This is a genomic window from Microbacterium sp. LWH12-1.2 (genome assembly GCF_040675825.1).
Lineage (GTDB): Bacteria > Actinomycetota > Actinomycetes > Actinomycetales > Microbacteriaceae > Microbacterium.
Map to the genome: position 1 here is coordinate 702518 of NZ_JBEGIJ010000001.1, position 19535 is coordinate 722052.

The 19535-nt window shown below is 67.6% G+C and carries 14 protein-coding genes; 12 read left to right on the top strand and 2 right to left on the bottom strand.

The window, feature by feature from the left end:
* The first annotated feature begins 57 nt into the window (after nucleotides 1-57).
* Nucleotides 58-1092 (top strand): TIGR00730 family Rossman fold protein, encoded by a 1035-nt coding sequence (locus MRBLWH12_RS03240; RefSeq protein WP_341975153.1) that lies wholly within the window; start codon nucleotides 58-60, stop codon nucleotides 1090-1092.
* 3 nt (nucleotides 1093-1095) lie between these two features.
* Here MRBLWH12_RS03240 and MRBLWH12_RS03245 read toward each other — a convergent pair whose 3' ends face one another.
* Nucleotides 1096-2451, bottom strand: coding sequence for a flavin monoamine oxidase family protein (locus MRBLWH12_RS03245; RefSeq protein WP_363546052.1), 1356 nt, complete (start codon nucleotides 2449-2451; stop codon nucleotides 1096-1098).
* A gap of 129 nt (nucleotides 2452-2580) precedes the next feature.
* On the opposite strand from MRBLWH12_RS03245, the gene nusA reads away from it, so the two are divergent.
* The 8 genes from nusA (at nucleotide 2581) to MRBLWH12_RS03285 (ending at nucleotide 16549) form a co-directional block, all read left to right on the top strand.
* Nucleotides 2581-3564 carry a transcription termination factor NusA gene (gene nusA / locus MRBLWH12_RS03250; protein ID WP_341975151.1) on the top strand — a complete coding sequence of 328 codons (984 nt, stop codon included), beginning with the start codon at nucleotides 2581-2583 and terminating at the stop codon, nucleotides 3562-3564.
* Between the two features lie 41 nt (nucleotides 3565-3605).
* Nucleotides 3606-3878, top strand: a complete 273-nt coding sequence (locus MRBLWH12_RS03255) for a YlxR family protein (protein ID WP_341975150.1) — start codon at nucleotides 3606-3608, stop codon at nucleotides 3876-3878.
* A 59-nt stretch (nucleotides 3879-3937) separates the two neighbouring features.
* Nucleotides 3938-6742, top strand: a complete 2805-nt coding sequence (gene infB, locus MRBLWH12_RS03260; RefSeq protein WP_363546057.1) for a translation initiation factor IF-2 — start codon at nucleotides 3938-3940, stop codon at nucleotides 6740-6742.
* A 72-nt stretch (nucleotides 6743-6814) separates the two neighbouring features.
* Entirely contained in the window at nucleotides 6815-7252 is a 438-nt protein-coding gene (rbfA, locus tag MRBLWH12_RS03265) for a 30S ribosome-binding factor RbfA (protein WP_341975148.1), read from the top strand.
* A gap of 134 nt (nucleotides 7253-7386) precedes the next feature.
* A complete protein-coding gene (locus tag MRBLWH12_RS03270; protein WP_363546059.1) occupies nucleotides 7387-9525 on the top strand; it encodes a helix-turn-helix transcriptional regulator in 2139 nt (712 codons plus the stop codon).
* A 149-nt stretch (nucleotides 9526-9674) separates the two neighbouring features.
* Entirely contained in the window at nucleotides 9675-12218 is a 2544-nt protein-coding gene (locus tag MRBLWH12_RS03275; RefSeq protein ID WP_363546062.1) for a glycosyl hydrolase family 18 protein, read from the top strand.
* Nucleotides 12219-12327: 109 nt separating this feature from the next.
* Nucleotides 12328-14226, top strand: coding sequence for a glycosyl hydrolase family 18 protein (locus tag MRBLWH12_RS03280; RefSeq protein WP_363546065.1), 1899 nt, complete (start codon nucleotides 12328-12330; stop codon nucleotides 14224-14226).
* A 133-nt stretch (nucleotides 14227-14359) separates the two neighbouring features.
* Complete coding sequence (locus MRBLWH12_RS03285) at nucleotides 14360-16549, top strand: helix-turn-helix transcriptional regulator (RefSeq protein ID WP_363546068.1); 2190 nt, start codon at nucleotides 14360-14362, stop codon at nucleotides 16547-16549.
* Nucleotides 16550-16575: 26 nt separating this feature from the next.
* On the opposite strand, the gene MRBLWH12_RS03290 is transcribed toward MRBLWH12_RS03285, so the two are convergent.
* The gene (locus MRBLWH12_RS03290) at nucleotides 16576-17475 is read right to left on the bottom strand and encodes an A/G-specific adenine glycosylase (protein WP_363546071.1); all 900 of its coding nucleotides are present in this window, start codon (nucleotides 17473-17475) and stop codon (nucleotides 16576-16578) included.
* 445 nt (nucleotides 17476-17920) lie between these two features.
* On the opposite strand from MRBLWH12_RS03290, the gene MRBLWH12_RS03295 reads away from it, so the two are divergent.
* From MRBLWH12_RS03295 to MRBLWH12_RS03305, 3 genes are read left to right on the top strand one after another with little or no spacing between them, the layout of a single operon-like run.
* Nucleotides 17921-18184 (top strand): hypothetical protein, encoded by a 264-nt coding sequence (locus tag MRBLWH12_RS03295; RefSeq protein WP_363546074.1) that lies wholly within the window; start codon nucleotides 17921-17923, stop codon nucleotides 18182-18184.
* Between the two features lie 41 nt (nucleotides 18185-18225).
* Nucleotides 18226-19119 (top strand): tRNA pseudouridine(55) synthase TruB, encoded by an 894-nt coding sequence (truB, locus tag MRBLWH12_RS03300; RefSeq protein WP_363546076.1) that lies wholly within the window; start codon nucleotides 18226-18228, stop codon nucleotides 19117-19119.
* Nucleotides 19116-19484, top strand: coding sequence for a hypothetical protein (locus MRBLWH12_RS03305; protein WP_363546079.1), 369 nt, complete (start codon nucleotides 19116-19118; stop codon nucleotides 19482-19484). Before truB ends, MRBLWH12_RS03305 begins: the two co-directional genes overlap by 4 nt.
* Nucleotides 19485-19535: the final 51 nt, after the last annotated feature.

Sequence of the window (19535 nt, forward strand, 5' to 3'; positions counted from 1 at the left end):
GCCGAGGGTCTGCGGGTCGCTCGCTCCTGTCGCCGGAGGACGTGACAGGCTGGGGTCATGAGCGACGCGCTGACCTCGGATGCCCTGGATGCTGAACTTGCGAAGGTCCTGGACGAAGCAGGAATCCGCACCAACCGGTCCCTGATCACCAGGATTCTGCGCAGCGGAGTGCTGCTCGGCCAGGACGGCACATCGCGCCTCGACCTGAAGATCGCGTCGGCCGCGCTCGCGGAGATGCGCGATGCGTTCCGCCTGTTCCAGCCGTACTCGAAGATCCCCAAGGTGACGGTGTTCGGCTCTGCGCGCACGCGGCACGACGATCCGCTCTACGAGCAGGCTCGAGGTGTCGCTTCCGCCCTCGCAGACCAGGGGTGGATGGTGGTCACCGGAGCCGGTCCTGGGATCATGCAGGCGGCCGCCGAAGGTGCAGGCACGGAGCGCGCCATCGGAGTGTCGATCCGTCTCCCGTTCGAGGAGAAGCCCTCGGACGTGATGGCGGATGACTCGCACATCGTGCAGATGAAGTATTTCTTCACTCGCAAGCTCATGCTGATCAAGGAGTCCCTCGGTTTCATCTGCCTCCCTGGCGGATTCGGAACGATGGACGAGATGTTCGAGCTGCTCACCCTGCAGCAGACCGGCAAGGCCGAACCGATGCCGATCGTGCTCCTCGACGAACCCGGCGGCGACTTCTGGCAGGGGCTCGAGCGCTTCATCAAAGAGCAGATGGTACCGGCCGGCGTCATCTCGCCGAACGATTTCGACAGAGTGCTGGTGACGGATTCGGTCGATGCTGCTGCCGCTGAGATCACCGGGTTCTGGAGGAACTACGACTCACTGCGCTGGGTCGGAGATCGGCTGGTGCTGCGACTGCGGGGAGTGCCGTCGGATGCCGACGTCGCCGCGCTCAACGAGGAGTTCAGCGACCTGCTGCTCGACGGCTCGATCGAGCGCATCGAGCCGGTGCAGGCCGAGGTGCTCGACCATGACCGTCTTGACCTGCCCCGGCTCGCCCTGCGGCTGCGGCGGCGCGAGGTCGGCGCCCTCTACCGGCTGATCGGCGCGATCAACGCCCTGCCTACCGCCCCCTGAAGTTCAGCGGGCGTCGGACTGCTCGCGTGTGATGATGCGCGCGGCGAATTCGTTCAGATCGATCGTGCGGCCGAGAATCCTCTCCGCCGCGCGGCGTCCGGAGTACAGCGCAGCGCCCACCGTCGCCGGTTCATCGCCCCAGGTCGCCTCGCCCGCGAAATGAAGCACCCCGTCGACCGGACCGGCCAGCGCGTCGTGGTCGTGGTGCGAAGAACCGACGGCGAGGTACGAGTAGGAGCCGATCGAGAACGGATCGTCGCCCCAGCGCGTGATCCGATGCGCGACCGGCTGACCGACGGCGTCGCCGTACATGGCGCGCAGACTGGCGAGCACATCACTGATCGCCGCACCGTCCGAGAGCCCTTGCACATGCCGCCCGAAGGGTCCGGCGGCGAAGGTGAGCAGCGTCGGGTGCCCGCTGATCGCCGAGACGTCATACCAGGAGTGCCAGTGCTCACCGGCGTCGCCGAGGGCGCGCAGCACATAGCTGTCCTCGGACCAGAACCGCTCGGGGAACTGCACGAAGATCTTGTTGAAGACGCCCATGCCGAGTCGTGCGATGGGTCCGGCGACGTGCTCCGGCAGCGCGGGTGTGAACTCGATCGCGCCCGCCTTGAGAACACCGAGCGGAACGGTCACGATCGCGTTGTGGGCAGTGAATTCACCCTGATCGGTCGACACGATCACCCCGTCGGCTGAGCGGTTCACCGCTGTGACGACGTGGCCGAGCCGGATGTCGAGTCCCTGGGCGATGCGGTGCGGCAGCTCATCGTAGCCGCGAGGGAAGATCACCTCGTCACCGTCGATCGCGTCCTCATCGAGTCCGTGCGCATCGAGATCGCCGATCCACGCCCCGCACTGCTCCTCGACCCGATGCCGGAAGAACTCGCGCACCTCGTCGATGCGTTCCGGTGCCCATCCGGTACGGTCCAGGACGCGCTCGGTCACATCGAGATACGTGTCGCCGGGCTCGGACCGTGCGATCTCGTCGACCAGCGCGAGGTCGGCCGCTTCGACATCCGCGACCCACCGAGCAGAGGCGTCGGCATCCATCGGTGCACTCTCGCCGTCGAAGTTCTCGATCGGCCGCCCGCCGGCCTGGAAGCTCCCGACGGTGAACTCGATCGTGGGGATCCCGAGCGTCTGGACGAGATCCGAGAGCGGGGAATCGGTGATCCCGTGAATCCAGGAGGCGCCGAGATCGACCGGAAAGCCCGCCGAGCGGTCGCTCTGCATGCGACCGCCGATCCGGTCGCGTGCTTCCAGGACGAGCACGCGGTGGCCGGCGTCCGCCAGTATCCGTGCGCTGGTCGTGCCCGACATACCGGCGCCGATCACGATGGTGTCGAACGTGGTCACGGATCCTCCTGGGGTGTCGACGCCGCGAGCAGCGGCCCCAGCCGTCGCGCCGGGTCGTGGCCACAGGGTATCGTTGTACGGATGTCGGCGCGTGAACAAGCGCCGACGAGAGCTGAATAGGGAGTCGTCATGGACATCGAACTGAGTCTGCTGCGTGGGATCGAGAAAGAGAAGGCGATTCCTTTCGATGAACTCGTCGCGATCATCGAACAGGCCGTCCTGACTGCGTACTCGAAGCATGTCGCCGCCGACGGGACCACTCCGGAGGGCGTCCGCGTCGAACTCGACCGCAAGTCCGGCCACGTCGCCGTGCTCCAGGTCGTCAAGGACGAAGAGGGCGCGATCATCGGTGAAGAAGACGCCACCCCCGACGACTTCGGCCGCATCGCGGCGTTCGCGGCGAAGCAGGTCATCAGCCAGCGGCTGCGCGACATCGCCGACGACGTCGTGCTCGGCGACTTCAAGGACAAAGAAGGCGACATCGTCGCCGGCGTCATCCAGCAGGGTCCGAACCCGCGGATGATCCACGTCGACCTCGGATCCGTCGAAGCCATCCTCCCGCCCGAGGAGCAGGTGCCCGGCGAGGAGTACACGCACGGATCTCGCATCCGCGTCTACGTCACGAGCGTCGCCAAGGGGATGAAGGGTCCGCAGATCACGGTCTCGCGCACGCACCCCGGGCTCGTCCGCAGGCTTTTCGCGCTGGAGGTCCCGGAGATCGCGGCCGGCCTCGTCGAGATCGTTGCACTCGCCCGTGAAGCCGGTCACCGCACCAAGATCGCGGTGAAGTCGGATGACCCCTCCATCAACGCCAAGGGCGCCTGCATCGGCGAGCTCGGTCGACGGGTGCGCGCAGTGACCGAGGAGCTGGCGGGGGAGAAGATCGACATCGTCGACTACAACCCGGAACTCGCGGCCTTCGTGGCCAACGCGCTGTCGCCGGCGAAGGTCACCAGCGCTTTCATCCTGGATGCCGGAACCAAGGCGGTACGCGCGTTGGTGCCCGACTACCAGCTGTCGCTCGCGATCGGCAAGGAAGGCCAGAACGCGCGTCTGGCGGCCAAGCTCACCGGAGCGAAGATCGACATCCAGCCGGACAGCGTCCTGGACTGAGTCGATGGCCTGCGCGGAGACCCTCGGCGGCGCGGTGTAAGATGGAACCTGTACGAACGTGCGTCGGCTGTCGCACCCGTGCTTCTCGCTCCGCCCTTCTCAGGGTGGTTTCCCAGAACAACATCCTCATCATCGATGAGCGTGCGGTTCTGCCGGGGAGAGGCGCGTGGCTGCATCCGACGCGGGAATGCATGGATGCCGCCCTGCGGCGCCGCGCTTTCGCACGAGCCCTCCGTGTGTCCGCACCACTGGACACGCAGACCATCGAGAAACGGCTGAATGGCTATGGAAACAAAGTGAACGGCTCGAAATGAGACCCGTCCGCGACTAGTGGTCTGCCCTGTCTGGGTGGACCGACCCTGACAGGAGAATTGTGGCTGGAAAACCACGCGTACACGAGATCGCCGCCGAACTTGGCGTCGACAGCAAGGTCGCTCTTGCAAAACTCAAGGAGCTCGGCGAATTCGTCAAGAGCCCTTCTTCAACCATCGAACCGCCGGTGGCGCGCAAGCTGCGCGCGGCGATCGAAGCCGACAGTGCTGCCAAGCCTGCGGAGACTGCAGCGGCCAAGCCGGCCGCCGCGGCCAAGCCGGCTGCCGCGGCCAAGCCCGGTGCAGCAACGCCCGGTGCGGCAAAGCCGACCGGCCCGACCCCGGGACCGAAGCCTGGCCCCAAGCCGGCTCCGGAGACTCCCGCCCCCGCAGCGCCCGCTCCGGTCGCTGAGACCCCTGCTCCGGCCGCTCCGGCTGCGCAGGATGCTCCGTCGGCAGCGAAGGCAGACACTGCGACGCCGAAGTCTGACGGCGCAGCTCCGACGCCCGGCGGCCCGCGTCCCGGTAACAACCCGTTCTCCTCTGCGCAGGGGATGGGGCAGCGCCCGGCAGGTCCGCGTCCTGGCAACAACCCCTTCGCCTCGGCGCAGGGGATGGGCCAGCGTCCGAGTCCGACGCCCGGCAACATCCCGCGTCCGCAGGCTCCGCGTCCCGGCGCTCCGCGTCCGGGTGCACCCCGCCCCGGCGGTCCCGCTCGTCCCGGCGCTCCGCGCGGCGGACAGGGTGGCGGTCGTCCCGGTGGCGCACCGTTCCAGCAGCGTCCAGGCGGCCCCGGTCGTCCCGGTGGCGCAGGCGGCCCCGGTGGCGCAGGCGGCCCCGGTGCACGTCCCGGTGGCGGCGGCGGTTTCGCCGGTCGTCCCGGTGGCGGCGGTGGCCGTGGCCGTGGTCCCGGCGGTGGTACCGCTGGTGCCTTCGGCAAGGGTGGCGGCAAGAGCAAGCAGCGCAAGTCGCGGCGGGCGAAGCGGCAGGAATTCGAGATGCGGAGCGCCCCGGTCGTCGGTGGCGTCAACGTCACCCGTGGCAACGGCGAGATCATTCGCATGCGCCGCGGAGCTTCCATCGCGGACTTCGCCGACAAGATCGAGACGCTGACCGGTTACACGGTGCAGCCCGGAACCCTCGTCACCATCCTCTTCAACCTCGGCGAGATGGCTACGGCCACCGAGTCGCTGGACGAGGCGACGTTCGAGGTGCTCGGTGCCGAGCTCGGCTACAAGATCCAGATGGTCTCGCCCGAGGACGAGGACAAGGAGCTCCTCGAGGGCTTCGGTCTCAACCTCGAGCAGGAGCTGGAGGAGGAGAACGAGGAAGACCTCGAGATCCGTCCGCCAGTCGTCACCGTCATGGGTCACGTCGACCACGGTAAGACCCGACTGCTCGACGCGATCCGTCAGACCAACGTCATCGAGGGTGAAGCCGGCGGCATCACCCAGCACATCGGTGCGTACCAGGTCTGGACCGAGCACGAGGGCATCGAGCGGGCCATCACCTTCATCGACACCCCGGGTCACGAGGCGTTCACCGCCATGCGTGCACGTGGTGCCCAGGTCACCGACCTCGCGATCCTCGTGGTCGCGGCCGACGACGGCATCATGCCGCAGACGGTCGAGGCGCTGAACCACGCCCAGGCGGCCAACGTGCCGATCGTGGTCGCGGTGAACAAGGTCGACAAGCCCGACGCCAACCCGGCCAAGGTGCGCCAGCAGCTCACCGAGTACGGTCTCGTCGCTGAGGAGTACGGCGGAGACGTCATGTTCGTCGACGTCTCGGCGCGTGCCGGTACCGGCATCCAGGAACTCCTGGACGCCGTGCTGCTCGCGGCCGACGCCGGTCTCGACCTGACCGCGAACCCGAACAAGTCCGCACGAGGCGTCGCCATCGAGGCGAAGCTCGACAAGGGCCGCGGTTCGATCGCGACGGTGCTCATCCAGTCCGGAACGCTGCGTGTCGGCGACTCGATCGTCGCCGGTACGGCTTACGGCCGCGTTCGCGCGATGCTCGACGAGAACGGCGATGCGGTCGAAGAGGCCTACCCGTCCCGTCCGGTCCAGGTGCAGGGTCTGAACTCCGTGCCCCGCGCCGGTGACGTGTTCCTCGTCACCGATGAGGACCGTCTGGCCCGCCAGATCGCTGAGAAGCGTGAAGCGGTCGAGCGCAACGCGCAGCTGGCCAAGGCCCGCAAGCGCATCTCGCTCGAGGACTTCACCCGTGCACTCGAAGAGGGCAAGGTCGAGTCGCTCAACCTCATCATCAAGGGTGACGTGTCCGGTGCCGTCGAGGCGCTGGAGGAGTCGCTCCTCAAGATCGAGGTCGATGACTCGGTGCAGCTGCGCATCATCCACCGCGGTGTCGGTGCGATCACCGAGTCCGACGTGAACCTGGCGACGATCGACAACGCGATCATCGTGGGCTTCAACGTCCGCCCCGACACGAAGGCGCGCGAGCGCGCCTCTCGTGAAGGCGTGGACATCCGGTTCTACTCGGTGATCTACAACGCGATCGACGAGGTCGAGAGCTCCCTCAAGGGAATGCTCAAGCCGGAGTACGAAGAGGTCCAGTCGGGCGTCGCCGAGATCCGCGAGGTGTTCCGCTCCTCGAAGTTCGGCAACATCGCCGGTGTCATCGTGCGATCGGGAACGATCACGCGAAACGCCAAGGCCCGCGTCATCCGCGATGGTGTCGTCCTCGCGGACGGCCTCGCCATCGAGTCGCTCAAGCGGTTCAAGGATGACGTCACCGAGGTTCGCACGGACTACGAGGCTGGTATCGGCCTCGGCAAGTTCAACGACATTCAGATCGGCGACGAGATCGAGACCATCGAACTCGTCGAGAAGCCTCGCGGCTGATCAGTTCGATAGCTTCGGGCGGGGATGCATTGAGCATCCTCGCCCGAAGGCTTCGTGGAGAGGAAGAGAACAATGGCTGGTGAACGACAGGCCCGTCTCGCCGATCGCATCCGTGTGATCCTTGCCGAGCGGCTGGAGAAGGGACTGCGGGATCCGCGGCTCGGTTTCGTCACTCTCACGGACGTCCGCGTGAGCGGGGATCTGCAGCATGCCTCCGTGTTCTACACGGTGCTCGGCACCGAGGAGGAGCGCATCGCCAGCGGTGCGGCGCTCGCATCAGCGACGGGGATGCTGCGCAGTGAGGTCGGGCGGCAGTTGAGCACCCGCCTGGTGCCGACGCTCGAGTTCATCCCGGACGCACTTCCGGAGAACGCCGACCACATCGCGGCGTTGCTGCGTGAAGCGCGCGAGCGCGACGCGGCCGTCGCCGGAATCGCCGCTTCGGCCGTACATGCCGGAGATGCCGACCCGTACGTCAAGCCGCGTGAGCTGGACGAAGAAGAAGGCTGATCGCACCACCGCACCTTTGTAAGCGCTGCTAACATTTGTCCTACGCGACGATGAGGTGAGCGGAGGCAAGGGTGATTGCGACATACCCGGAAACCGGAGGGGCGACGCGTTCGCGTCGACGATCGGCTCCGGTCGTGGAACTTCTGGAGTCTCTCCAGGAGAGCGGCCTGCTGATCGCCCCGCATGTCGCCGCGTGCCTTTTCGCCGAGCTCGACGGCGACTTCGAGACGATCGCGGAAGTCGCCCGTCTGCTCTCCCCGGGAGAGCGACGGGGAACGCGCGCGCTGCCTGACCCGCTTCCGCTGACGCCGGTCGTCGCCGCACGGTTCGCGGACGTCGTGCTGGCGCCGTGGGAACGACGGGCGCTGCTCGCCGCCGCCGTGTGCGTCGACGACCGCACCGACGTTCTTCGCGCTGTCTCCAGGCGCACCATCGAGGACATCATCAGCAGCGAGCTCAGCGCACGATTGCTCCTCGTCGCCGGACATTTCGCCTTCATCGACCCGCGGTTGCGCATCTGGGTGCATGAGACCGCGGACCTGTCCGAGCGCACGGAGATCCATGCAGCGCTGCACACCGTGTACGAAGAGCTCGGCGATGATCGGCGTGCTCTCTGGCACCTCTCGCTGAGCACGATGCAGGGCGAATCCGCCCTGACGCGGCCGCTCCTGGAGCTGTCACGGCATGCTGCGGCGAGCGGCGACGCCGTGCGCGCGTTCGCGGTCGCGAGGGAAGCCGCAGGGCACGCCGATCCGGAGGGCCTCGTCGCGGCACGTTCCGCTGCCGGGCTTGCCGCCCTCCGTGGCGGTTGGGTGGACGACGCAGCCGACCTGCTCGGCGCCGTCGTCGAAGAGGACTCTCGCAACGGCGAGCGCCCCGACAGCGTGGCGGCAGCGGGGCTGGTCGTGGCGAACACGCTTCGATTCGGGGAGGTGCCCCCCGTCAACACGGAGCGTCTCCGGCCGACCGGCGGCAGCCCCGAAGCGTGGCGCGATTGGGGGCGTCTCACCGCGATCGTGGCGATGCTGAGCTCAGAGCGGAACTCCGACGCGGAGAGTCTGAAGTGGGCGGAGCTGACCCGCGAGGCCGATGCCGCATGCCGTGCCGGCGGCACACTGTGCGGGCCGGCAGACGCCTGGGCGACCCTTCTCGCCGGCGAGGCCGTCGCGGGCATCGTCGGGGAAGAGCCCATCCGAAGCATCCTTCTGGCGCTGCGCGCCGGAGTCTCGGGGGACACCGACGGCGGCCTGCGCATCCTCGCAGGCGACGATCGGATCGACAGCGGCGACGCCGTCGTGCGCGGGTTCGAGCGCAGTCCGGTGGTGGGCGCATATCGGGCGACGGTCGAGGCGCTGCTCCGACTCTGGTCGGGAGATGTGCGTGCTGCGCACGAGGTCCTCGTGCGGGCAGCCCTGACTGTGCCGCTCGCGCTCCCTTTCGCCGGTCTCGCCGTCATGTTGACGCGTCTGGTGGAGCTTGCCACGACGGGACGACGCGGCGCCATGTCGGCCGCTCTCACGGTGGTTCTGCCTCGTTCGCTGCACACCGATCACCTCGTCGAAGACGGAATCGCCGCGTATCTGGCTGGTCGCTTCGATGAGGCAGCCACGCAGATGCGACTGTGGGCCGAGTACGGCGCTCCCGGCGCATGCCTCGGTCTTCCTGGTCTGGAGGAGGTGGGTCCGGTCATGCTTCCGACACTCATCGAGCCTCCGGACATCACCTCGGCACGCCGCATCCGCATTGCGATCCGTGCAGCGCGTGCGAACGCGTGGGGACAGGACTATCAGGCTGCCGCCGATGCCAGCCGCACCATCAGATCCCCGTTCGAGCGCGGACGGGTCGAGGCGCTTCTCGGGACGACCTGCGTGACGCGTGGCGATCTGGGAGCGGGCGTCCGACATCTGCAGGCAGCGCGGAGTCTCTTCGCGACAGCGGGCGCGGAAGCATGGAAGTCTGCGGCTGACGCCCGGTTGGTGCGCCTGGGAGAGCTGGTGGCCGAGAGCTCCAGCCTGCCGACCGCACCGATTCCTGTGTGCGCCGCCGATCCGCTGGCGGCCTGCAGAGCGGCGTGGGAACCGGTACTCACCGATCGCGAACTGCAGGTCGCGATGCTCGTCGCCGAGGGCAACAGCAATCGAGAGATCGCACTACGACTGCATGTCTCCGTGCGGACCGTCGAGGTGCACATCGGACGGTTGTTCGCCAAGTTCGATGTGCGAACCCGGGCTGAGCTCACGGTCCTCGCGCACCGCACCAACCAGTACGCCTGAGCGCTGGTTTCGCGCACACGTCCCGTCCCGTCGATGCGAATCAGGGATGCATGTGGTTAACCCCGATGCGAGGCGCTGAGCGGGGTCAATAGCGTCGGATCACCGCGATCACCCGCGGATCGCTGTCCGACGAAGAACGGAAACGCCTCATGCGCACTGACAGAACACCGCGGCGGCTCAGGACGCTGGCTCTACTGAGCGCGGCGATGGTGATCGCCGGACTCGCGGCCGCCGGACCGGCGGGAGCCGCTGACACCGAATGCGAGGCGGCGTGGGCATCGGCGTCGGCATACACCGGCGGCGCTCTGGTCTCGCATGACGGCGCCAACTACCGCGCGAAGTGGTGGACGCAGAACAACACGCCGGGTACCGAGGCCTGGGGACCCTGGGAGTCGCTGGGTGCCTGCGGCGTCACGGACCCGACCGATCCCACCGACCCGACCGATCCCACCGATCCGACTGATCCGACAGACCCGGTCGATGAGGGCACGGTGTGGACGGACAACCCCGACGAGAAGTGCCGCCCGGACGGGCTCTACCAGACGCCGGGCGTCGACGTCCCGTACTGCACGATCTACGACGAGGCCGGCCGCGAGCGCCTGCCCAACGGACTCGAGCACCGAGTGATCGGCTACTTCACCTCCTGGCGCACCGGTACCGGCGGCACCCCGCGGTACCTCGCCGGCGACATTCCGTGGACCGAGCTCAGCCACATCAACTACGCGTTCGCGCACATCGATGGGCAGGGCAAGGTCTCGGTCAACCAGGATGCCGCCGGGAACGCGGCCACCGACATGACGTGGCCGGGTGTCGCCGGAGCGGAGATGGACCCTGCCTACGACTACGACGGCCATTTCAACCTGCTGAACAAGTTCAAAGCGCAGAACCCCGGCGTCAAAGCGCTCGTCTCGGTTGGCGGCTGGGCGGAGACCGGTGGCCATTTCGATGCCGCGGGTGATCGGGTGGCGGACGGAGGCTTCTACGCGTTGACCGACTCGCAGGCGAAGATCGATGCCTTCGCCGATTCGGCTGTCGAGTTCATCCGCACCTACGGATTCGAGGGCGTGGACATCGACTACGAGTACGCCAACAGCAACGGCAAGGCCGGAAACCCTGATGACTTCGCCTTCTCCGAGCCGCGTCGAGCGACGCTGTGGTCAGGCTACGAGGCGCTGATGAAGACGCTTCGCGAGAAACTCGACACGGCCGGTGCCGCGGACGGCAGACACTATCTGCTGACTGTCGCCGCCCCGGCGTCGGGATGGCTGCTGCGCGGTGCCGAGGTGCACCAGATCCTGCCGTACCTCGACTACGTCAACATCATGAGCTACGACCTACATGGGTCCTGGAACAACTACGTCGGCGGCAACGGCGCCCTGTTCGACGATGGAAAAGACCCCGAACTCGCCGCGGGTGGTGTGTACAACGCCTACAGCGGAATCGGCTACCTCAACGCCGACTGGGCGTACCACTACTTCCGCGGCGCGATGCCGGCTGGGCGCATCAACCTCGGAGTGCCCTTCTACACGCGCGGCTGGGACGGCGTTCAAGGCGGGACCAACGGACTCTACGGTTCGGCGCCTCTGGCCGACCAGACCAAGTGTCCGCCAGGCACCGGACCGAGTCTGGGCGGGACGACGAAGTGCGGCGCCGGCGCCGTGGGCATCAACAACCTCTGGCACGACCTCGACAAGAGCGGCGGCGAGGTGGGTGCCGGCGCGAACCCGATCTGGCATGTGCTCAACCTCGAGCGCGGGATCGTCGGTGACTACACCGCGTCCTACGGCGCGCCGACCACGATCACCGGCACCTACACCCGGCATTTCGATCCGGTGACCAAGGTCGAGTGGTGGTGGAACCCGACCACGAAGACCTTCCTCTCCGGTGATGCCGACCAGGCGATCGAGGCGAAGGCCGACTATGTCGCGGACAACGGCATCGGCGGGGTCATGATCTGGGAACTCGCCGGCGATTACCGCTACGACGAGGCGGCCGGACAGTACGAGATGGGATCCACTCTCGTCGGGTTGCTCCACGATCGCCTCTCCGCGTCGCAGCCATACGGTGCAGCCAAGGCAGATGAGCAGATGCCGACCAAAGCCGTCGATCTGGGCGTGGAGTTCAGCGACTTCGCGCTGGGCGACAACAACTATCCGATCAATCCGAAGGTGACGTTCACCAACAACTCCGCCACGGCGATTCCGGCAGGTGCGACGATCACGTTCGACACGGCGACCAGCGACACCGGTGCGATGGGCGAGCAGAACGGCTGGGGGATCGTCAAGGTCGACAGCGACCACACCGGCGACAACGTCGGCGGGCTCGACGGGAACTTCCACACCTACACGATCAAGGTTCCCTCCGGAGGGATCGCCCCGGGCGCATCCGCGTTCAGCAAGCTCAGCTGGCGGCTTCCGATCGCGCAGATCTCCAACCTGCGCCTGACGATCGGCGAGAACGTCTACGCGACGCTGTACGACCTGCCACGGAACGTGACGGTGGTCGAGCCCGGCATCGGTGGGCCAGGCGGCGGGACACCGGGCACGTGCTCTGCTCCTGCGTGGAGCGCCACGGCTGTCTACACAGGCGGGGCGAAGGTCGCACACGGCGGTTCCGAGTTCACCGCGAAATGGTGGACCCAGGGCGACACACCCGGATCAGCGGACGTCTGGGGAGCCGGCATCCGCTGTTGAGACCTGGTGGGGCGGCCCCCAGCCGCCCCACCTCCTCCTGCATCTCAGCATCGAGGGCGGGAGAAGACAGGATGCGGATGCTCCGGCATCCGCCAGACGAAGGAAGATCATGACGAGACCTGAACGACCCAGGCGCGGCATCGCCGCCGCGCTGGCGACGCTCGCGACGGCGGCAACCGTCGCCGCGCTCGCCGCCGTCGCCACCGTGCCGGCAGCGGCGGCCACGGTGCCCCAAACCGTGGCCGCCGAGGCGCCGAGTGCCCTGAACGGGTATCGCACCGTCGGCTATTTCGCGCAGTGGGGGGTGTACGGGCGCGGCTTCCAGGCCAAGCAGCTCGACGTCTCCGGTGCTGCCGCCGACCTCACGCACATCAACTATGCCTTCGGCAACATCCACCACGAAACGCTGAAGTGCTTCATCGCGAACAAGGCGCAGGGCACAGGACCGAACGGCTCCGACGGCGCAGGCGACGCCTGGGCCGACTTCGGGATGGGCTATACGGCCGCGAACTCGGTCTCCGGCGTCGCCGACAGCTGGGACCAGCCATTGGCGGGATCCTTCAACCAGCTCAAGCAGCTGAAGCAGAAGAACCCCGACCTCAACGTGATGCTGTCGCTCGGCGGTTGGACCTGGTCGAAGAACTTCTCGGCGGCAGCAGCCACGGACGCCACCCGGAAGACGTTCGTCTCCAGCTGCATTGATCTGTACATCAAGGGCAACCTGCCTGTCGTCGACGGGCGCGGCGGACCGGGAGCGGCAGCGGGAGTCTTCGACGGATTCGACATCGACTGGGAGTGGCCCGGTTCGCAGAACGGCGAGGTCGGCAACATCGTCGACGAGGCGAACGACCGGGCGAACTTCAAGGCTCTGCTCAAGGAGTTCCGTACGCAGCTGGATGCGCTGACCGTGACGACCGGAAAGGACTATCAGTTGTCGGCCTTCCTGCCGGCGAATCCTGCCGACATCGAGGCCGGAGGCTGGAACGATCCCGAACTGTTCGACTATCTCGATTTCGGCAACATTCAGGGCTACGACCTGCACGGCGCATGGGATGCCGGACTCACCGGTCATCAGGGCAACCTGTACGACGACCCGGCCGATACCCGGGCGGAGGCGAGACAGTTCAGCGTCGATCAGAGCGTGCGCGAGTACCTCAAGACCGGGATCGATCCGACCCAGCTCGGCATGGGCCTCGCCGCGTACGGGCGTGGCTGGCAGGGAGCCACCTCGGTCAACGCATGGGGCCCGGCGACGGGCGCCGGACCAGGCACGTGGGAGAAGGGCAACGAGGACTACGACAAGCTGAAGAACCTCGGCACCGGCCACTACGACGCGACGATCGGCGCCTCGTGGCGCTACGACGGCAACCAGTGGTGGAGCTACGACGACACCCGCAGCGTCGCGCAGAAGGCCGCGTACATCGTGGAGCACAAGCTCGGCGGCGGTATGTGGTGGGAGCTCTCCGGCGACCGCCAGGGCGAGCTCATCGGCACCCTGGCCGACCATCTCCGCGCTGCGGCACCCGGTGGAGCGACCGATCCGACGGATCCCACGGATCCCACGGATCCGACGGATCCCACCGATCCGACCGATCCCGGCACCTGCGACGCCGCGGCATGGTCATCGACAGCCGTCTACACCGGCGGCGCCACGGTCTCGCACGCGGGATCGGAGTACACCGCGAAGTGGTGGACACAGGGTGACACTCCTGGCACGAACGCCGTGTGGGCGCTCGTCGAGGCATGCAGCACCGATCCGACCGATCCGACGGATCCGACCGATCCGACGGATCCGACCGATCCGACGGATCCGACAGATCCGACCGATCCGACCGATCCGACGGATCCTGGCGCCTGCGATGCCGCGGCCTGGTCGCCGACCGCTGTCTACACGGGCGGCGCGACCGCTTCGTACCAGGGGTCCGAGTACACCGCGAAGTGGTGGACTCAGGGAGAGGCACCCGGTTCGGTCGAATGGGGAGCATGGGGTCTGGTCGGTGCGTGCTAGCCGCCTGACCTGACGAGACGAGCGCCCTGGACACCTGTCCAGGGCGCTCTTCTCAGTGCCGAAGAGGCACGGGACTGCTTTGCTACCCTGTGCCTAGCTGCGAAGTACTCTTCGCACCGGGGGAGTCGACAAGGTGAAGACACCGGAGATGTGGCGACGGCGCCCGTCCGAAGGAACGGTCGTTTCGCTGGAGATCATCGAGAACATGCTCGATGATCTGCTCGAACATGAGTTGAGCACGGCACCGCATGTGCTGAGAACGCTCGTGGTCGAGTTGAACGCCGACCTGCCGACCGTCCGTGAAGTCGTGGCCCATCTCGCACCCCAGCAACGGCACGGATTGAGGCCGCTTCCTGCGCCGCTTCCGCTGGTGCCGCCGATCGCGAATGAGTACGCCGACCTCAGGTTCACCGACCTCGATCGGGATCTGCTGCTGGCGGCGGCACTGTGTCTGGAGGATCGCCTCGATCCGGTGCTCGAGTTCGCGGCTCGGTCCGCGCATGAGATCGTCGCCGGTCCGGTGGGGCAGCATCTGAGCATCCACGCCGGCCGATTTCGATTCGCGGACCCGCGACTCGCTATCTGGCTTCGAGAGACGACAGCATCGGCCGTTCAGGTGGATGTGCACGAACGGCTGGGCGCGATCTTCGGCCGCAGGGGCGAGCAGGTGAGTGCGGACTGGCATCGGGCCAGGTCATCACTGCGCGGCGATCCCTCGACGGCATCCGAGCTGATCCGAATCGCGCGCGAGTTGTCCGAGGGCGGCGACGCCGATCGCGCTCTCCTCCTCGCCGCTGAGGCGGCATCGCACGCGGTCGGGGTCGAACGCGACGATGCACGCCTGGTGGCCGGCGCGGCGGCGATCGGAGCGGGTTATGCGGCGGAGGCGAGCGGGTGGCTGGGGAGCCTCTTCCCCGATGGCACGGAGCGCTACCGTCTTCAGGGGCTGGGCGGCCTCGTCGTGGCCCTGGCGCATCTGCACGGCGACGTGCCCGACATCGATGCGACGGCGCTCCGGCCGCGAACGGATGATCACGACGATTGGTACGCCTGGACGAGAGCGGCGGCCCTTGCCTCGGTGCTCTGCGCCGAGCGAGGAGACCGCAGCGGAATGCGGTCCTGGCTGGATGCGCTGCGCGACGGATGCGCGCGGGTCGGTGCGGAGAGCCGATTGCGCGACCCGGTCGTCGCCCTGAGCTGGTTGCTCGTCGGGGAGCGGGAGACAACGGCCGCCGAAGGCACCGGCCCGGTCTCCGGCAGTGTGCTCGGCGCTCTGCGCGCTGCCCTGGACGACGACATCGATGGCGGATTGCGGATCCTCGCAAACGGAGAAGGCACGATGGGCGCTGAGATCGATCCCTTCGTCGCCGGGTTCGAATACAGCCCGCTCGTGCAGGCCTATCGGGCGGTGACGGAGACGCTCCTCCTGACGTGGCGTGGGGATATATCACAGGCCAGGCAGTGTCTGATCGCCGCAGCGGTCGTGTCTCCGGTGGCGATACCGTTCGCGGGACTCGCCGTGGCACTCGCTCGTCGCCTCGACCTCGCCGTTCTCGGCACCCTGAGCCCGTTCGCACGCTCCCTGACCGCTGCGCTGCCGTCCGGACTCCGCGTGGAACGTCTGGTGGATCGCGGCATCGAGGCGTATCTGGATGGTGCGTTCGCCAAGGCCGCGGCATTCCTGCGGCTGTGGCAGGATCGCGGTGCTCCGGAGGCGGTGTTCGGCATTCCCGGGCTTGACGAGGTCGCCCCTGCGGCACGAGAACGAACGCCCAGAAGAGTCGAGCCGGGGGAGGAGGACAGCGCTCGCCGGTTATGCGCGCGTGTCATCGACGCGCCGGAGGGACGATGGCGTGCGGAATTCGCGGAGGTTCACGTCGAGGCGCGGGCCTTGCGCTCGCCATTCGCGAGAGCCAGGGTGGAGGCGTTGATCGGCATCCACACCGTGATCCACGGCGAGCGGATGACCGGGCGACGGCACCTGGGAACGGCACGGAACCTGTTCGAGGATGCGGGCGCAGCCGCCTGGGCGGCCGCCATGGAACGACGCATCGAGAGGCTCGGACCGGCGGATGGCGGCGTCGGTGCGGAGGACGATCATCTGGCTGCCTGCCGACGCGCGTGGGAGACGCAGTTGACGGTGCGGGAGCTCGAGGTGGCGATGCTGGTCGTCGGCGGCACCATGAATCGGGAGATCGCGGAGCGACTGAATGTCTCGGTCCGCACGGTCGAGGTGCACGTGGGGAGGGTGCTGGCGAAGTTCGACGTCCGCACCCGAGTGGAGCTCACCGCCCTGGCGCACCGGACGGATCAGTTTCTCTGACGGAGCGGTCCCGGGCGCCCGGCCGATCAGCGCGGAAGCGAGAGCAGATCCTCGGATGCCTCGGCGAGGCCGTCTGCGATGAGCGAGTCGATCGCCCTGTCGCGCTGCCGAGGATCCGGCCAATCAGCGATCACGGACGACAGTGGCACTGCGGACGGCAGCGCTTCGCGCAGCATCCGCAGCACCGCGCCGCGGGCCTGCCGGTCCGAACCCTCGTACGCCGCCTGCCGCCGCCGAGTGTCCGGCGTTTCCGGCCGGCCGGCCGCCACCCAGGCGCACCCCGTGCGAAGCGGGCACCGGTCGCATTTCGGAGCGCGAGCGGTGCACACCGTCGCGCCCAGCTCCATCGCTGCGGCGTTGAACACGCCCGATTCGGCATCCGTCGCCGGCAGCAGGGAATCCATCAGGGCAAGGTCACGACGTGAGGCCGCCGCCGGTTGCGCCTTTCCCTCGATCGCCCTCGCCAGCACTCTGCGTGTGTTGGTGTCGACGACGGGATGCCGGTCGCCGTAGGCGAAGACAGCCACGGCCCTCGCGGTGTAGTCGCCGATTCCGGAGAGAGCGAGCAGAGCATCGACCTCTCGCGGCACGATTCCGTCATGCCGTTCCACGATCTCGATCGCCGCGCGGTGCAGCCACAGTGCGCGGCGCGGATAACCGAGGTTCGCCCACTGTTGCACCACCTCTGACCCCGTGGCGGCAGCCATGGCACGGGGCGTCGGCCAGCGCGTCAACCAGGCGTCCAGATGCGGGATCACCCGGTTGACAGGGGTCTGCTGCAGCATGAACTCGCTGACGAGCGTGCCCCAGGCGCCGAAATCGTTATGGAATTCGCTGCGGCGCCAAGGGAGGTCGCGGGCATTCCATCGATACCATTCGGCCAGAGGCAGCACACCTGTGGGGGCGCGGTGCAACGTCGGAGGCATGCCGACAGCCTAAGCGAGTGCGCCGTGCACTCCACGACCGGAGAAGTAGAGGTAGAAGATGAAAATTGGTACGCGAATCGCTTTCGTCATGGCGGCGGGCCTCGGCCTCGCGCTGACCGGATGCGCGCCTACGCCGACGCAAACGCCATCTGCATCCCAGACCGTGAAACCAGAGCCCAGCCCGAGCGCGAGCGCGAGCGCGGACACGACAACACCCTCAGTCGATCCTACGGACCCGAGCACATGGATCATCAGTGACGCCGGGATCGGTCCGATCGTGATTGGCGGGGACTTTGCGACCACGCTCGGTGCCCTTCCCGACACGTGGAGCAACGACGCTGCCAATTGCTCATGGACAGCCTGGTGGAACGCTGCTGACTCGAGCCACGGCCTGTTCTTGGTGCGGGGGCCGGAGAGCCCGACGGCGCCGATCAGGGAGATCTCCGTGTACACAGCGGCCGAAACCCCGACGGCGGTCGACGGTCCTCGGACAGCGGACGGGCTGGGGGTAGGCTCCACCGAGGAGGAGATCCTGGCCGTGTATCCCGACGCGGAGGAGGGCGCGGCGCTGGCTGGCAACGGGAGCTGGATCAGACTCGCCGGTGACGGTGAGGCGCACGTCTTCTTCGAGTTCCGCGACGGCGTCACTGGCGCATCGTCGGTCGCCGTCACGATCGGCGAAGAACCGTCGTACGAGGTCTGCGGGTGAACAGGAACGGCTCCGGGGTGCGGTCTCGATAGGCTGGGAGGATGGTCTCGCCCGGCATCCTCCTCGTCGACAAGCCCGCGGGCATCACCAGCCACGACGCGGTCGCGCGCACGCGCAAGGCCTTCGGCACTCGCAAGGTCGGGCACGCGGGCACACTCGATCCGATGGCGACCGGACTGCTGGTGATCGGGATCGAAGGGGCCACGAGGCTCCTCACCTATATCGTCGGCGCGGACAAGACCTACGAGGCGACGATCCGGCTCGGCCAGACGACCGGCACGGACGACGCCGACGGCGAGATCATCGCGAGCGCCGACGAGTCGGTCTGGTCCGCCGTCACCCCGGAACGCATCGCCGAGGGCGTCGCCGCGCTGACCGGTGCGATCTCGCAGGTCCCCAGTTCGGTGTCGGCGATCAAGGTCGACGGTCGCCGGGCGTACGACCGGGTTCGTGCGGGGGAGGAGGTCGTCCTCGCCGCACGCGACGTCGTCGTGTCCCGCTTCGACGTCATCGCCGAGCGCAGAGGCTCCGGCACCCTCGACCTCGATGTCGTCGTCGACTGCTCCTCCGGCACCTACATCCGTTCGCTGGCGCGCGATCTCGGCGCTGCACTGGGCGTCGGCGGTCACCTCACGGCGTTGCGCCGCACTCGAGTAGGCGCCTTCGACGTCGCGGATGCCGTCGCGATCGAAGATCTGGCCGGAGCATCGACGCTCACCCCCGCCGATGCTGCCGCGCGCATCCTCGAGGCGCTCCCGGTGAGCGCGGACGACGCCCGCGATCTGCGCCACGGCAAACGGCTCGCCGATCAGGCCGCACGGCTCACGGGCGCACTCGCAGCGGCCATCGATCCGGATGGAGCGCTCGTCGGCATCGTCGAGAAGCGCGGCGCCGACCTCAAGAGCGCCATGAACATGCCGGACGTCGCGTCGTGATCCTCTGGTTCACCGTCGCGCAGATCGCGGTCGCCGTCGCGGCCGGAGTGTTCTGCATCGTTCTCGGTCTCGTCGGTCGCCGTCCCAGCGACTTCTCGGTCGGGTCTCTCGCTCTCGTCGAGATCCTCCTCGTCGCACAGGTGGTCATCGCGATCGTCGCGCCCCTGGCAGGCAATCCGCCCACCGGTGATCTGCTCGAGTACTGGGTCTATCTCGTCTCCGCGGTGCTGCTGCCGATCGGCGCGGTCCTGTGGGCGCTGATGGAGCGCAGCCGCTGGAGCACCGTGATCCTCGGCGTCGCAGGCCTGGCCATCGCGATCATGCTCTGGCGGATGCAGGTCATCTGGACGATCCAGATCGCCTGACCTCTGGCGAGGACGCGGAGACCAGTCCTTCTCTGCGCACCTAGGATGGAA